At 50.6% G+C, this 14,562-nt stretch carries 9 protein-coding genes and 2 pseudogenes; 5 read left to right on the forward strand and 6 right to left on the reverse strand.

What is annotated here, in order from left to right:
• Nucleotides 1–8: 8 nt before the first annotated feature.
• Together C7B82_RS08560 and C7B82_RS08565 are read right to left on the reverse strand one after the other, a co-directional pair.
• Complete coding sequence (locus C7B82_RS08560; protein ID WP_106255881.1) at nucleotides 9–2,765, reverse strand: adenylate/guanylate cyclase domain-containing protein; 2,757 nt, start codon at nucleotides 2,763–2,765, stop codon at nucleotides 9–11.
• A 329-nt stretch (nucleotides 2,766–3,094) separates the two neighbouring features.
• The gene (locus C7B82_RS08565) at nucleotides 3,095–3,814 is read right to left on the reverse strand and encodes a cation diffusion facilitator family transporter (protein ID WP_106255882.1); all 720 of its coding nucleotides are present in this window, start codon (nucleotides 3,812–3,814) and stop codon (nucleotides 3,095–3,097) included.
• A gap of 189 nt (nucleotides 3,815–4,003) precedes the next feature.
• On the opposite strand from C7B82_RS08565, the gene C7B82_RS08570 reads away from it, so the two are divergent.
• The 3 genes from C7B82_RS08570 (at nucleotide 4,004) to C7B82_RS08580 (ending at nucleotide 8,133) form a co-directional block, all read left to right on the forward strand.
• Entirely contained in the window at nucleotides 4,004–6,028 is a 2,025-nt protein-coding gene (locus C7B82_RS08570; protein ID WP_106255883.1) for an AMP-dependent synthetase/ligase, read from the forward strand.
• Nucleotides 6,029–6,161: 133 nt separating this feature from the next.
• Nucleotides 6,162–6,611 (forward strand): YlqD family protein, encoded by a 450-nt coding sequence (locus C7B82_RS08575; RefSeq protein ID WP_106255884.1) that lies wholly within the window; start codon nucleotides 6,162–6,164, stop codon nucleotides 6,609–6,611.
• A 220-nt stretch (nucleotides 6,612–6,831) separates the two neighbouring features.
• The gene (locus C7B82_RS08580; RefSeq protein WP_106255885.1) at nucleotides 6,832–8,133 is read left to right on the forward strand and encodes a dihydrolipoamide acetyltransferase family protein; all 1,302 of its coding nucleotides are present in this window, start codon (nucleotides 6,832–6,834) and stop codon (nucleotides 8,131–8,133) included.
• 198 nt (nucleotides 8,134–8,331) lie between these two features.
• Here C7B82_RS08580 and C7B82_RS08585 read toward each other — a convergent pair whose 3' ends face one another.
• The 3 genes and pseudogenes from C7B82_RS08585 to C7B82_RS08600 all read right to left on the reverse strand — a co-directional run bounded on the left by C7B82_RS08585 (nucleotide 8,332) and on the right by C7B82_RS08600 (nucleotide 10,879).
• A complete protein-coding gene (locus C7B82_RS08585; protein WP_106255886.1) occupies nucleotides 8,332–9,216 on the reverse strand; it encodes a tRNA (5-methylaminomethyl-2-thiouridine)(34)-methyltransferase MnmD in 885 nt (294 codons plus the stop codon).
• A gap of 56 nt (nucleotides 9,217–9,272) precedes the next feature.
• Nucleotides 9,273–9,832: pseudogene (locus tag C7B82_RS35070) on the reverse strand (diguanylate cyclase).
• Nucleotides 9,833–10,096: 264 nt separating this feature from the next.
• Nucleotides 10,097–10,879, reverse strand: a complete 783-nt coding sequence (locus tag C7B82_RS08600; RefSeq protein ID WP_245939799.1) for a transposase — start codon at nucleotides 10,877–10,879, stop codon at nucleotides 10,097–10,099.
• A 94-nt stretch (nucleotides 10,880–10,973) separates the two neighbouring features.
• On the opposite strand from C7B82_RS08600, the gene C7B82_RS08605 reads away from it, so the two are divergent.
• Both C7B82_RS08605 and C7B82_RS08610 read left to right on the forward strand, forming a co-directional pair.
• Nucleotides 10,974–11,192, forward strand: coding sequence for a ShlB/FhaC/HecB family hemolysin secretion/activation protein (locus C7B82_RS08605; protein WP_181357408.1), 219 nt, complete (start codon nucleotides 10,974–10,976; stop codon nucleotides 11,190–11,192).
• A 73-nt stretch (nucleotides 11,193–11,265) separates the two neighbouring features.
• Nucleotides 11,266–12,095, forward strand: a pseudogene (locus C7B82_RS08610) (IS5 family transposase).
• A 223-nt stretch (nucleotides 12,096–12,318) separates the two neighbouring features.
• Here C7B82_RS08610 and C7B82_RS08620 read toward each other — a convergent pair.
• Nucleotides 12,319–14,505, reverse strand: coding sequence for a beta propeller repeat protein (locus C7B82_RS08620; protein ID WP_106255890.1), 2,187 nt, complete (start codon nucleotides 14,503–14,505; stop codon nucleotides 12,319–12,321).
• Nucleotides 14,506–14,562: the final 57 nt, after the last annotated feature.

The raw sequence follows: 14,562 nt of genomic DNA on the forward strand, positions 1-14,562 counted from the left end.
GTCGCGTTCTACGCCAACGGCGGCTGTAGAGAGGGCTTGCTTGAACCGTTTTCAGTCTGCTTGAGATTGTCTGCGATCGCAGTCACTGGGAGCATCAGTGACTGCTCTAGCGAAGACCCGTCGAAGATCCTCGTTGCTTCGACTACGGGCGGCAACAGTTGGCAAGTGTGGTCATCTTCGTCGGCGATGCTGGTAAATTCCAGTGTGTTTTCTTCAAAGTCGTCGAGCTTAAGTTGGGTAGGCTCCGTCAAACCAGCAGTTAGTTGGGCAGAACTGCTGTACAGATAGAAAGAGCGCAAGCACTTAATGATGGCTTCAGCAGTCTGCACAGTTGTTTCTGGCTCGGCCGATCGTCGTGCGGCTCCAAAAAGGCAGGCTTCCAGGTCTGTATAGGTTTTGCAAACGCTCAAGAGATGGCGCAATAAGCTGTCTAGATCATGCTGTTTGAGGTTGCTCCAGGCTTGACTGCTGAAATCAAAGTCATCGTGCAGAGCGGAGAAAAGCAGGATTTTTGCCTGTAATGGGTTTGTATACTTCATGATGCCAAGCCGAAAGTCAAACAGGCTCAGCTGCACCTCATGTAGAGAAGGGAGTGATGCTGCTACGACAGACGATCGCGCTCCTTCTCCTTTTCCTTCTCCTTTTCCTTCTCCTTTTCCTTCTCCTTTTCCTTCTCCTTTTCCTTCTCCTTTTCCTTCTCCTTTTCCTTCTCCTTTTCCTTCTCCTTTTCCTTCTCCTTTTCCTTCTCCTTTTCCTTCTCCTTCTCCTTTTCCTTCTCCTTCTCCTTTTCCTTCTCCTTCTCCTTTTCCTTCTCCTTTTCCTTCTCCTTTTCCTTCTCCTTTTCCTTCTCCTTTTCCTTCTCCTTCTCCTTTTCCTTCTCCTTCTCCTTTTCCTTCTCCTTCTCCTTTTCCTTCTCCTTTTCCTTCTCCTTTTCCTTCTCCTTTTCCTTCTCCTTTTCCTTCTCCTTCTCCTTTTCCTTCTCCTTTTCCTTCTCCTTTTCCTTTCGCCTGCTTGCCGTCCACCAACGCTACATTGGCAGCAACATGAGGCAGCACTGATTGGGCATCTACCTGTGGCGTTGGTAGCGGCTCTGGTGCGGGTGCTCGATATTCAGTGGCAGCAACTTGCGGCTCTAGTGTTGACACGGGCTGTGCCTCTGACTCCGGTGCTTGATAGCCAGGATAAAGCTGAGCCAGCTTGGTCACGATTGTCTGGGCGATCGCCCGATATTCGCCTTGCTTGTTCAGCGTTTTGACCACTGCATGCAGAGCTAACTCTAGCTGCTCAACAGTGCGTGTCATCTGATGGACGTCTTGCAGCAAACGCGTAAGGTCTAGGCTCTCTAATTTAGCGGCATCACTTTCCCATTGGCGGGAACAAACGTAGAACAGTAGCTTTTTGATCCGCAGGAGATTTGGCTCTGACTGTAGACTGCGAGCGATGACAGTGTACAGCGTTGTAGCCTCTGGTACTATTGGTGTAACAAGACCGATCGGAGGTACTTCTAACGGGGCTAACGCCTGACGTGGCTGAGGTGTAGCGACAGCAGCAGGTTCTGCAGCAGACACTCCATAAAGACGCTGCAGCTTGCTGATGATTGTGTTGGCAATCAAAGTATATTCTGCTTGCTTGCTGAGGGTTTGCACAAAGCCATCGATCGCGATCGTGAGTCGTTCCAACGTCGGCATCGACTGGTGTAGTTCGGCAACGAGATCCTCCAAGCGAATACTGTCTAGACGTCCTTGATCATTTTCCCAGCGTCGTCTACAGACGTAAAAAGCAAGTTTCTTAATGCGTGCCCCATTTCCAGTCGCTTCTAGCTCAGTGGCAAGTTGTTCGTAAAGTGCGTTAACAGCATGCTGTGATGGCTGAACCTCTGCTGGTAGGTTGTAGCAAGTTGGATCGTCATCGCGATCGTGCGCCACGGGATAAATGCGACTGATTTCCTTGACAAGCATATTGGCAATCAGGGAGTACTCGGCTGGCTTGCTCAGGGTTCTCACCGCAGCATCCAAAAAAAATCTGAGCCGCTCTGGTGTGGGGGCAAGCAGCATCACCTCCTGGATTTGGTCAGCCAAGTTTAGCAAGTTCAGCTTATTGTGGTCACTTTCCCAGCTGTTTTTGCACGCATAGAACAACAGCTTTTTGACACGCAGTAGGTTGCGGCTTTGCTCAAGATTGCGGATGGCTACCGTGTGCGGGTTTAAAACCTTCGACTCTGGCGTCATCAGAATCCGGTAAACAGGCACCACTTCACGAATGTTTTTCAGTTCACGCGGCCCAAGGTATTCACTCTCGACATGGAGACTGGCTTTGATGACATCAAAAACCGTTTGAGAAATGCAAATACCGCCCGGATCTGCTTCCGTTTGCAACCGTGCCGCGATATTGACGCCATTGCCCATCACGTCGGTTTCGGTGATGAACATATCCGCTAAGTGAATGCCGATACGATGCTCTAGCGCATCTTCAGGCGGAAGCTTAACGGCCTTTTCAGTCAGACTTTTCTGGATCTCCATCGCGCATTCAACGGCCTTGACAGCGCTGGTAAAGCACATCAACAAGCCATCGCCAGTGGATTTCAGAACGCGCCCTTCATATTGTCCGCAGAGCTGCTTCATGTACTTGAGATCACGACGAATCAGGTCAAGGGTGTGATCTTCATCGACTGACATCCTGGCGCTGAAACCAACGCAATCTGTAAACACCACAGTGGCGAGTGTGCGCTGCCCCCTCAATTCCGATGTTAGTAAGTCGTTTTCCATGAAGTTGCGACCAGCAAGCGCGTGCAGTCTAGGTGAGGTCAGGCATGACAGAGTCGTTTTGACATGATGCCCAGTGAAACAGCCTGCTAAGAAACTATGAGGGAGTGCGACAACCGCGCGATCGTCGATTTTCTATCTTAAGAGCTTAAAGATTTAATAAAGCTAATTAATTCATACAAACATGTCAGGCAGTTCAATTGTAGACACTCTTTTTAGTAGAGTGCCCTAATACTTGAAGTTTTAAACGGAGGCAGAGAAATCGGGAGATGAGTCCGGGAAAGACGTTGTGAGCTTTAAGTTAACTGTAACCACCAACTCCTGACCCGTGACTACCCACCCCTCAAGGCCCTCACACTTCTCACCACGAGAGGCATTGCACCGATCAGAATGAGGCTTGCAACAACAAGGCTAATGACTCCATCGGCCCAGAGCCATTGCAGAGTGGCAACCGCGATCGCGGCAAGAATGACCCCGATGCAACTCATGGCATCTGCCAGTACATGCAGAAACGCGCCACGCAGGTTGAGATCATGACTGCTACCGCGATGTAAGAGGGCAATATTGACACTATTCACAACAAGCCCAATAGCGGCTGTAATCAGCATAGGTAGACTCGCAATTGCTTCTGGAGGCGTATACAAGCGTTGGGCAGCTTCCCAGCCAATCCAAAAGGCAATCGCGACAAGTCCCAACCCATTAACCAATGCCGCCCACGTTTCCCATGCGGCTTGTGATGAGATGGGAGACGCTTCTGCCACCATGCCTGTCAGTAAATCACTCAATACACTGCCTTTGGGACGGAGGGTGAGTCGAGTGGCAACTAATGCCAGCACTAGCGCCAGGCTGTCAGCAGTCATGTGACCGGCTTCGGCAATAAGCGCCAAACTACCGCTGGTCAGACCGACTACGAGCTCGGCAACGGCAAAGCTGCCGATCAGTAGAAGGGCGATCGTTAATTGGGTTTGCTTGGTTTGTGACTCGCTTGCTGGCGACCCGGTTGCTTGTGGCTCTAACGGAATGTGATGGCAGTCAGCGGAATGTTGATGCATGCATGCGAGACGGGAAAAAATGAGGGATAGTAGCCGTAGTAGTGCGTTCCGGTTAATTCTACTCTTTGTGTGTCCTCTGCCTTACTGATGGTGTCACTTGGGGAGGTGTCACTTAGGAAACAGTATAACCGCAGTCGTCGATCGCCCCATCAGGTCATAAGATAAGGGCAAGGCTTTAGGAGTTGCGCGATGAACCGTTCCCACACATTGCCCATGACTGAGCAAGAACGCCAAACGTTAAGCCAGTTGCTCGACTACAGTCAAGCAAAATCGCTTCCAGAGATGTGGGCGATCGCAGCACAGCGCTTCAGCCAAAACGTGGCTGTATACGATCCTCACGCTAAGCCGATCGTCCAGCTCACTTACGCTGAACTTTACCAGCAGATGCAGCAGTTTGCGGCAGGTCTGCAAGCCTTGGGTGTGAAGCAAGGTGATCACGTTGCGTTGTTTGCCGATAACAGCCCGCACTGGCTGATTGCAGACCAGGGCATGATGGGTGCGGGTGCCGTAAATGCTGTGCGAGGTTCGCAAGCCGATCGCGATGAACTGCTGTTTATTCTCAAGCACAGCGACAGTAAGGCGATCGTGGTGCAAGATCAGGCAACGTTGAAAAAACTGGCTCAAGGATTGGAGACGCTGCCGCTACAGTTTATCGTCACGCTGACAGACGAACCACCACTGCCTGTCGGCACGTTGAAAAGCCTCAATTTTTCCCAACTAATGGAGCTTGGTGCAGGGCGTGCACTTCAACCTGTGCAGCTAGCCCGTGAGTCGTTGGCAACGCTGATGTATACCTCTGGCACCTCTGGCAGGCCCAAAGGGGTGATGCTAAGTCATAGCAACCTGCTAGCCCAAATTAGCGGTGCAGCATCGGTTGTTAATCCGCAGCAGGGGCGGGTGCTGAGCATTCTGCCCATCTGGCACTGCTACGAGCGCACCTTTGAGTACTTCATTTTTGCGTACGGCTGCGCCCAGGCGTATACCAACATCCGCCATGTCAAAAAAGATCTGAAGGACTTTAAGCCCAACTACATGGTGGCCGTACCGCGTCTGTGGGAATCCATCTATGAAGGGGTGCAAAAGCAGTTTCGCGATCAGCCGCCCAGCAAGCAGCGTCTGGTGACGTTCTTTTTCGATGTGAGCCATCGCTATATTGCCGCTCGCCGCATTCTACACGGTGTGAGCCTGGAAGTGTTAAGCCCCTCGATCGCCCAACGTCTTGCTGCAGCTTTGCAAGCAGCCCTTTGGTGGCTCCCCCATCGCTTAGGCGATCGACTGGTCTATCGTCAGGTGAGAGAGGGGATTGGCGGTGAAGTGACATTCCTGGTGAGCGGTGGCGGGTCGATCGCTGAACACCTGGAAGATTTTTTTGAAATCATTGGTGTGGCTATTTTGGGTGGCTATGGACTGACGGAAACTGCTCCCATTACCCATGTTCGGAGACCCTGGCGCAACATCCGCGGTGGTGACGGACAACCATTGCCCCAGACCGAAACTCGCATCGTTGATCCGGAGACTCGGAAACCAGTGCCCCTCCTGAAGCAGGGTTTGGTATTGATTCGTGGGGCTCAGGTGATGCAGGGCTACTACAAAAATCCAGAGGCGACTGCGAAAGCGATCGATCCCGATGGCTGGTTCGATACAGGCGATTTAGGCTGGGTGACAGACCAGGATGACCTGATTATTACCGGACGAGCCAAAGATACAATCGTGCTGACCAGTGGTGAAAACATTGAACCCCAGCCGATCGAAGATGCCTGCCTCCGCAGTCCCTATATTGACCAGATTATGTTGGTAGGGCAGGATCAAAAATTGCTGGGAGCGCTGATCGTACCGAATCTGGAGGCGTTACAGAAATGGGCGGTAGCGCAGAATATGGATTTGCAGCTACCACCGGAGTCAGCGGTCAGCGGTCAGCCATCAGCCGTCAGCAGTCAGGATCAACTCAAACCTCAAAACGCTCCACGCCTCATGCCTCACGCTTCATGCCTCACGCTCGACAGCAAACCTGTTCAAGATCTCATTCGCCAAGAGCTCAACCGAGAAGTGCAGAATCGTCCAGGCTATCGTGCGGACGATCGCGTGGGGCTCTTTCGACTACTTCCAGAACCGTTTTCGATCGAAAACGGGATGCTGACACAGACGCTAAAAATTCGGCGTAATGTCGTGACGGAGCGCTACCACGGTATGATTAACGAGATGTTCGTTGGGTAGTCTGGCTAGGTGCAAGCCGCAGTACCTCATTGGTTGTGACTACTGAGCGGGTGGCATCAGTGCAATTGCTTGCCCAAAGATATGCCAACGGACGCTCTGTCATTCCTCACACTTCTCCCCGACCCAACGTTATATGGATGTTTCTCAATCTCATCTGCTGTTAAAGCGGACGGTCAACGTGAAGGCGATCGTCACTTCCCAATGGAAGGAAGACGCACAGCAACAGCTACAGGCGCAGATTAATCAGCTTGACAACCAACTCCAGCAGCTTGAAATGCAGGGGCAGCGCATGATCGCTGAAATTCAGAAGCAGAGCCTCAAGCCACCCGGTCCTGAGACCCTACAACAAATCGACAGCATTCAAATTCAGGTCAATGAGAAGAAAAGCGAATTTTTGGAGCAAAAAAACCAGATCTTGCAACAGCTTCAACAAATTCAACTGCTAGAACTCAATCAAGAAGTCCAGCAAGGGCAAATTGACAGCATCTTTCGGGTGGAAACGGGTGACAACCTGATTGAAAAAATGCAGGTTGAAATTCTTCTCCGCGACGGCATCGTCGAAGCGATTCGTGGTGCTGTTTAATTATTAGTTGCCTAGTGCCGAATGAATAGTTCGACACATCTGACGGATTGCTCAATGTGCCACAGTAAAGAGAGCTAGGGCTATCTGTAGCGATCGCTGTCATCGTTGGTTATTAGTTTAAGCTAGTAGCTGAGTTTGGTAGAGTTGCGATCGCCAGTCGCTAGCTTGTCTGCGCTTCACACAACTTTTTTCTACTAAATTTCAGACCTGGAACTCATCCATGATTTACGAAGTCTTCATGCCTGCGCTTAGCTCCACCATGACCGAGGGCAAAATCGTCTCCTGGACGAAAGAACCTGGTGATAAGGTCGAAAAGGGTGAGACCGTCGTCGTGGTTGAGTCTGACAAAGCTGATATGGACGTAGAGTCTTTTTATGAAGGCTATCTGGGTGCGATTGTCGTACCAGCCGGTGAAACGGCTCCCGTAGGAGAGGCGATCGCCCTCATTGCTGAGACTGAAGCTGAAATTGCCACAGCTCAACAACAAGCGGCTGGACAGGCAACAGCCGCGCCTGTAGAAACTCCAGGCGCGATCGCTGACACCCAGCAAGAAGCACTAGCGGCTGTTGTGGCTCCAATGGCAGCGGTGCAAAACGGTAGCACTGCAGCATCGAATGGTCGTGTTGCTGTGTCGCCGCGTGCTCGCAAGCTGGCCAAGGAACTGAAAGTTGATCTCAGTACACTGAGAGGCAGTGGACCTCACGGGCGTATCGTTGCAGAGGACGTCGAAGCGGCGGCTGGCGGTCAGCCTGCAGTTAAAACTCCTACGGTACCAATGACACCACCACCATCGGTCACGCCTCTGACGCCCAAACCAGCAGTCGCGGCTCCAGCGACACCCGCGATCGCCGGTCAGCAGGTACCGCTCACAACATTGCAGAACGCGGTTGTACGGAACATGGTTGCCAGTCTAGAGGTGCCCACCTACCATGTCGGCTATACGATCACAACGGACAACCTGGACAAGCTCTACAAACAAATCAAGTCTAAAGGCGTGACGATGACGGCGCTTTTAGCAAAAGCCGTTGCTATCACCCTGCAAAAGCACCCACTGCTGAATGCAAGTTACGTTAACCAGAGCCTCTCCCATCCTGCTGCTATTAACATCGCAGTGGCAGTAGCCATGGAGGATGGCGGCTTGATTACACCCGTACTACAACGTGCTGATCAGCTTGATCTTTACACTCTATCGCGTACCTGGAAAGATCTGGTTGATCGCGCCCGCTCCAAACAGCTGCAGCCTGTGGAATATAACTCCGGCACTTTTACCCTTTCCAATTTGGGCATGTTTGGGGTCGATCGCTTCGATGCAATTCTGCCCCCTGGAACAGGAGCGATTCTGGCGATCGGCGCGTCGTTGCCTACTGTTGTTGCCACGGATGACGGGCTGTTGGGTGTGAAACGGCAGATGCAGGTCAATCTGACCTGCGACCATCGCGTTATCTACGGTGCTCATGCCGCCGCATTCTTAAAGGATTTGGCAAAAGTGATCGACACGAACGTACAATCGCTCACACTTTAGAAGCGAGCAGTGTCTAACCGTTAGTATTCGGCAGTGAAACTGAGGCTGATATGTCAGTGGCCAGTCGTTAGTAGTCAGTGCAAGTAAGACTGTAACGATGATGTTCCGACTGATACATTCTGGCTGATACATAGAGTGTGGCTTAAGCTCCATGCCCCAGCTGACGGCTGATGGCTGACCGCTACTGCTTCAATCTCCTCATCGAATGCCCCAGCGTCGTCGCCAGCTAGAGGTGGATTCTAGTGTAGAAAGTGCCTGTTCTTGCTGATGCCGCTCCAGGATTAGGGTCGCTGGATCACTTAAGCTGGGGTCACGGTAAGGCACGGCTGCTCGCGTGTACAAATGCTCTTGTTCCATTTGGGAAAGGGGATGCAGCGTTTGCCCATCAAAGCTGCCAACCGTTCCTTGTGACCATTCATGCGGTAAGTGAGCCGTACCTAGCGGAATCGTCCCGATCGTCAATCCTGCTGCTTGCATGGCCGATCGCACTGCAGCCGAGCGTGAGTACGTTGCTAGTTTGCCTTGCGGTGCTAAACAGCGTGTCACCAGAGCAAAAAACTCGATCGTCCATAGCTGTGGACAGCGACGCGGCGAAAAAGGATCAAAGAAAATGGCATCTGCTTGAAAGCCCAATTGACAAAGGGATGGCATCGTTTGACGCGCATCTCCAATTAGAAGCGTTGCGTTGAGGCAAGGCATTCTACAGGTATGCGACAATGCCATCTGCTGCAAAACCATCTGCACCATTGGCGACCAATCCTGAATCAGGGGAGGTGCGATCGCTGCTTGGGGAACGGTAGCATCTAACTCCAGCCCATAAAGCTCCACCTCACAAGCGGGATTAACGTTCCAAATTGTTTCCAGTGCTGCTGCTGTGTTACAGCCTAGGCCATAGCAAACATCGAGCAGGCGCAAACAGGGCTGCTGTGCTTTCTGCGTTAACTCGGTTGCCTGCGCAAATTTGTGTATTGCTTCTGCTCTTGCTCCCTGACGGCTGTGAAAGGCCTCACCAAAGACCTCCGAGAAGAAGGTAAAAGAGCCATCGTCAGTTTGCTGTGGCACCCAGTTGGTTGAGGTTGTCATTTTTTGATGCACTATGACATGGCACGCGTTCTCCTTCCCGTAGCAGTTCAATTCGCTTAGCCTTCTGCATCTAGCTGGATTCCGGTGAAGCAATTGCGACCACTACTTTTGGAAGTATAAAGTGCTGTATCAGCTTGGGCAACGAGGGTTGATCCAGACCAGTCTGCATTTCTTAAGTATTGGTCGCTAACTTTTACAGTCGCAATGCCACAGCTGAGGGTCACGCAGTGCGCGGCTACCGAAGTCTCATGCGGTATTTCCAGTGCTCTAACTTGATTAATGATGCCATTTGCAACAATCTTTGCACCCTCTAACGTTGCATGCGGCAAAACGATGACAAATTCTTCTCCACCATAACGAGCGACAAAATCTGTTTGGCGTGTTGCACTACGGATTGCCTGAGCTACTTTGCGTAGGCACTCATCACCGACTGGTGCCCATACGTATCGTTGTACAGCTTAAAACAATCAATGTCACACAAGATGAGTGATAAGCTGCCTTTCTTCTGAGCCTGTTCCGCAAGAAACAGATCAAAATAACGACGGTTGGCCACCTGAGTCAAACCATCAAAATAGGCGAGTCGTTGCAGTTTGTAACTGTGATAAGCAAAGCACATAAAAACCGCACTGTTTAGAGCTAAAACAGGAGGCGCAACTGGAAACCACCAACTTGCTAGAAAGAAGACTTGTTGCCAAATAAAAGTACATGAAAGTGGTGCAGAGGCTGACTTTCCCTACCCTCTTCCAGTTAAGCTGCTGCCAAATGGAAGTTCCATAGCCCAGCCGCTGTTAGCATCAGACGGTCATCAAAATCAGGCACCCGATTCCTATAAATGGCAGAGACTGCCTGCTATCGCTTTATCCCAGCATGGGCATGTACCCTACGGGAAGCAAGCTACACACTTGACTCGTTGACGGCTAAATTCTCGGTTCTCCTGCTGTTGCTGCTGACGCCACTCTTTGCCTCTCGGCTTTTTATGGGGTAGATGAATGTTGACAAATTCGTTCTGTAAGCCCTGAAAGCCTAAATCGCCCTCAACGCTCACCGCATCGGGAAGAGGCTCCACTCGCTCTTCCTCATCGAGTGGCCGTTTGTCATAGATTTTTCCAGCCCTCGCTTTCGTCAACACAAGCACTCGCTTTTGGCGGGTCGTGCCGGTGATGTGCTTACGAGTCTGCCGTTGCTTCTTGCCGGAGTCACACTCCTTTTGCTTCTGGGCGTCTTTCGGTCGTGGCACCGGACGTTCTGTGCCATCAACGATCACCGCCTTGACCGCAGGAAAGCACTGTAAAAACTGCTCGATACCCTCGATTTTACGTTCGGGCAACACCATCTTCTTGCCCAAGGCAGTTGCCAAAAGCCCTTGCAGTCGATGCGCCCACCGATTGCTGCGACCGCGCTCTCGCTCAAACAACAACCCTAAAACAGCGAATGTCGGATCACACTTGAAAGAGCACAAGATGAAGCATAGTTTGGCTTCGAGGCTCTGTAACCGAGTTTGCCGTACCCCACCTTTGGCACGTTGGCGGGGTTTAGCGTCGCGCTCAAGTGGTTCTTGATACACGACCTCGAAGACCGCACACAACTTGTCAAACGCTTTCCGATTCCCAGTCAACGCCCGCAACAAGCGCTCATTCTCCAGCGCACGATCAATGTTGAGCATGGTCTACTGCTTCATCAGGGGATAGAGCTAATTTACCTTATAAAGCAACAAGTCTAGTATGTACGCCTCTTAGCTCCTGATACACCGCTGCTGCTTGCTACGAGGCGATCTCCAACTCGCCGATCGTCCGCTCTTAGCGTTAGAACAGGTCAGCGAAGGCGGACAGGATACAGTTCGCGGCTACCGACAAGACCTGCTACTTGCCGATAATGGTTTGTTTGCGTCGGCAGAAGTCCGCATTCCACTGCTAAGATTACCCAAACTCAATGGGCTGCTACAGTTGCCCCCTTTTATTAGACCTCTTGCAGATTAAGATGAGAGGCTTGCCAACAGTGATGGGAAAGAGGAAACATCAGGACTATAGCAATTTATTCAGTATCCTGATGATGAACTATACAATAGCTCAAACCCTTTCCCTTGAACACTTTAAGCCCGCTTTGGGATCCATCGAGCCACGTTTAAGGAGATGGTGAAAGTGCTCAAACCGCAGTGGAGAGCGGTGCTGAAACCGGGTGCTCGACCCAAGCTCGAGCTCGAGGATCGGATCTTGGTGGCGTTGGAGTACTGGCGAGAGTATCGCACCTACTTCCACATCGGTAGCAGTTGGAGGATTAGCGAAGCCACGGTGTGCCGCATTGTGCATTGGGTGGAAGACCATTTGATGGGTTCAGGGAGATTCCGCTTACCGGGCAAGAAACGCTTGGTGCAGGGCTTCGGTCGTCCCCAGGTGGTCGTGATGGATGTGACGGAAACGCCCATTGAGCGCCCTCAACGGGGGCAACGCCAGTTTTATTCCGGCAAGCAGAAGCGGCATACGCTCAAATGCCAAGTGCTCATCGACCAGCAGACGGGGGAGGTGCTCTGTCTGTTTTTTGGCAAAGGCAGTCGCCATGATTTCAAACTCTTTCAAGCCTCAGGGGTCCACCTTCATCCGGACACGCAAAGTTTTCAGGATAAGGGCTATCAAGGAATCCAAAAGCTCCACGCCAACAGTCGCTTGCCTGTCAAGAAACCGAAGGGCGGCTCGCTCACTCCCGCTGAGAAACGGCACAACCGTGAACTGGCGAGGGAACGGATTGGGATTGAACATGTCAATCGCCGCCTCAAGATTTTTAGAATCCTGGCTGAACGCTACCGCAATCGCCGTCGTCGCTATGGTCTTCGCTGTAATTTGATTGCCGCTTTGTACAACTATGAATGGGCTCTTGAGGCTTAACGCGGTTAATGTGCAAGAGGTCTATTGATTTTGCGACAGTTGCAAATCGAAGCAGTAACGTCAGCCTGAATCCGAAGAGGATCGCGTCGGTCGGGTTGGGGCTGCGCTTGCAGCTAGGCGATCGTCTAACGGCTCGTTTCGATTGGGGTATGCCTTTAGTCTCCGTTTCGGGTGACAAATTCACCCTACAAGAGAACGGGCTCTATTTTTCCGTCGTTTATAGTCACCCTTTCTGAGTTCCATAATAAATTCCCCTTCCATTAGTGCCCACAAAAACAAGCCCGAACTCTTGCCAGCTAGCTTCCATGACATTAGGACTGTTACCAACAGGGTTAGAAGAACGATCGAGGCGTTTCCAGGTTTTTCCTAAATCCAAGGAAGAAAAAATTCCGTCACCCATTTCAGAAATTCTGCCGTAGAGATACAAGGCCGGTGCAGTGCTTCCCGCTTGTGGCTTTCCGAAAGCAAATAAATAAGCTTTTTCTACATTGCTAAGCTTGGAAAACGTCTCGCCGCTGTCGGACGATCGATGTAAACCTTGCGAATCCAGACTAATCCAAACTTCACCCTTAAAGCCGGGCATTGTTTTAAGTGATTGCCAGCCCTCACTCGGTAGTGCGCTATTTACAATACTAAAGAGATTCCCGCCATCAGTACTGCGGTAAACCTTGCCATCGGCATAGTAATAAAACGCATTACCATCTACAGGGTCTGATGCCAATGGTTGAGACCAATTCCAGGGTCCCTTTACTCCATTGGGCAACCCTAATACCTTGCTCCATGAAATACCACCATCCAGAGTCCGCAAAGGCTCTTGTTCACTAACAGTAGTAACAAACAAATTTGGATTGGTTGCTGAAACCGCAACACGCATAGGCATTATATTTGCTGGAAAGGACTCAAATACTTTCCAGTGCAGACCGCCATCAGTTGAGGAGGCTCCTGTAAAGACTGAGCTTTCACGGTTGCCGCCTACACGCACTAGATTCAAAGGCGCGGTCTGGCAGTAGGCAATGCTATAAGTATCTTGAAAGGATGGCCCGCTACGACCAAAACCCTGAGACGGGTAAGTATCTAACCCATTGTTGTGGTAAAACCCATCTACGTCAGCCACGCCACTGAGTAAAAGAGCACCTTTCGGAGGAGAAGCCAAGGTAAAAGTCACTATTTCTTCATGACCTCTTTCATAATTAGTCCAAACAACTGGATTAGCCTTAATATCTTCTGTCCGCCAAATGCCGTACCAGTCTGTGAGCCAGACTCGGTTGCTCACCTTCGGATCAAACTCAATAGCAGAAATCCAGGGCTGTGAAACCATGAACTCGCTCCACCAGGGAACAGTACTATTTGAAAAGCGTATTTTTTCTATCCAAGTAGAACCACCATCAAGGGATTGATAGATAGTAGTAGATGGTGTCTCGCCAAGAGCAATGAGCACATTGTTGACATTCACTGGATCAACACTGAGAGCATTGAAAGAGTTTCGTGTTCCTGACGGTGTAATGTCACTCCACCGATCACTGACATATTTGCTTACACCAGACGCATGCGTTACGTACAAGTCACCACTGTTAGCTACCGAAATTCGCTTTGCGAAGGCAGGGCTGTCAATTAGCTTATTCCAGCTAGCTCCTGTATCAATAGATTGATAAATACCATCACCATAAACAACGCTATAGAGCAAGCCAGGTACTTGTTGATTGAAGACCAATGCCGTAATGCCGATACCCGCTTCAAGCTTTCCAGGGAAAGTAGTCACCTTAAACCATGTTGCGCCTGCATCTGATGATTTCCATAGACCATCTAAGCGGGAACCAAAAAAGATGTCTTTAGAGTTATGTGGGTTAACGACCAGTCTTTCTCCTACCCATCGAAGATTCTCATTGCCTCCCATTTTTAAATCGATGCTTAGCTTTTTCCACGTCGCTCCCTGATCGGTCGATTTGAAGATTGTTCCGATCGGTTGTGCCCAGTCCGCCGTAAATTTGCCAGTAGCGATATAAACAATGCTGGAATCATTTGGATCGAGCGCTAATGACTCTCCACCGTAGTAATTGCTTTGAGTCAGGGAAAAGTGGTCTGTGAGCGGAGACCAATTAGAGTCGATCGAGTTCCAACGATAAAAACCACCAATATCTGTTTTGATATATGCAAGGTCTTTCTGCTGCGGATGAAGGGAGATACCTGTAACGTACCCTCCACCCCCTATGGGAGCACTTTTTTCTCCTAAAACCGTAGCTTTCTGGTACTTCAGAGCGTCACCCGTATCTGCGGTGAGCGCAACAAGAGGAGGAATATTGGAGGCCGACGTTATGACTCTGTGAGAGAAGAAGGTAATTGACAGTAATAGACTGAAGAAAATAGGGATTAAAAACCAGGTTTTAGAACTACAGAAACGAGTTTTCTTCATGCAGACCTATTAGTATTATTGACTTGAGCATCCCGTCATTGGCTTGAGCATCCAACC

The organism is Stenomitos frigidus ULC18, assembly GCF_003003795.1.
Taxonomy (GTDB): Bacteria; Cyanobacteriota; Cyanobacteriia; order Leptolyngbyales; family Leptolyngbyaceae; genus Stenomitos; species Stenomitos frigidus_A.

Bases quoted from the DNA above. Each gene is read 5' to 3' on its own strand.
- C7B82_RS08585 (WP_106255886.1), bottom strand. From the start codon at position 9,216: ATGACAACCTCAACCAACTGGGTGCCACAGCAAACTGACGATGGCTCT.
- C7B82_RS08600 (WP_245939799.1), bottom strand. From the start codon at position 10,879: ATGCTCAACATTGATCGTGCGCTGGAGAATGAGCGCTTGTTGCGGGCG.
- C7B82_RS08570 (WP_106255883.1), top strand. From the start codon at position 4,004: ATGAACCGTTCCCACACATTGCCCATGACTGAGCAAGAACGCCAAACG.
- C7B82_RS08560 (WP_106255881.1), bottom strand. From the start codon at position 2,765: ATGGAAAACGACTTACTAACATCGGAATTGAGGGGGCAGCGCACACTC.
- C7B82_RS08575 (WP_106255884.1), top strand. From the start codon at position 6,162: ATGGATGTTTCTCAATCTCATCTGCTGTTAAAGCGGACGGTCAACGTG.
- C7B82_RS08620 (WP_106255890.1), bottom strand. From the start codon at position 14,505: ATGAAGAAAACTCGTTTCTGTAGTTCTAAAACCTGGTTTTTAATCCCT.
- C7B82_RS08580 (WP_106255885.1), top strand. From the start codon at position 6,832: ATGATTTACGAAGTCTTCATGCCTGCGCTTAGCTCCACCATGACCGAG.
- C7B82_RS08565 (WP_106255882.1), bottom strand. From the start codon at position 3,814: ATGCATCAACATTCCGCTGACTGCCATCACATTCCGTTAGAGCCACAA.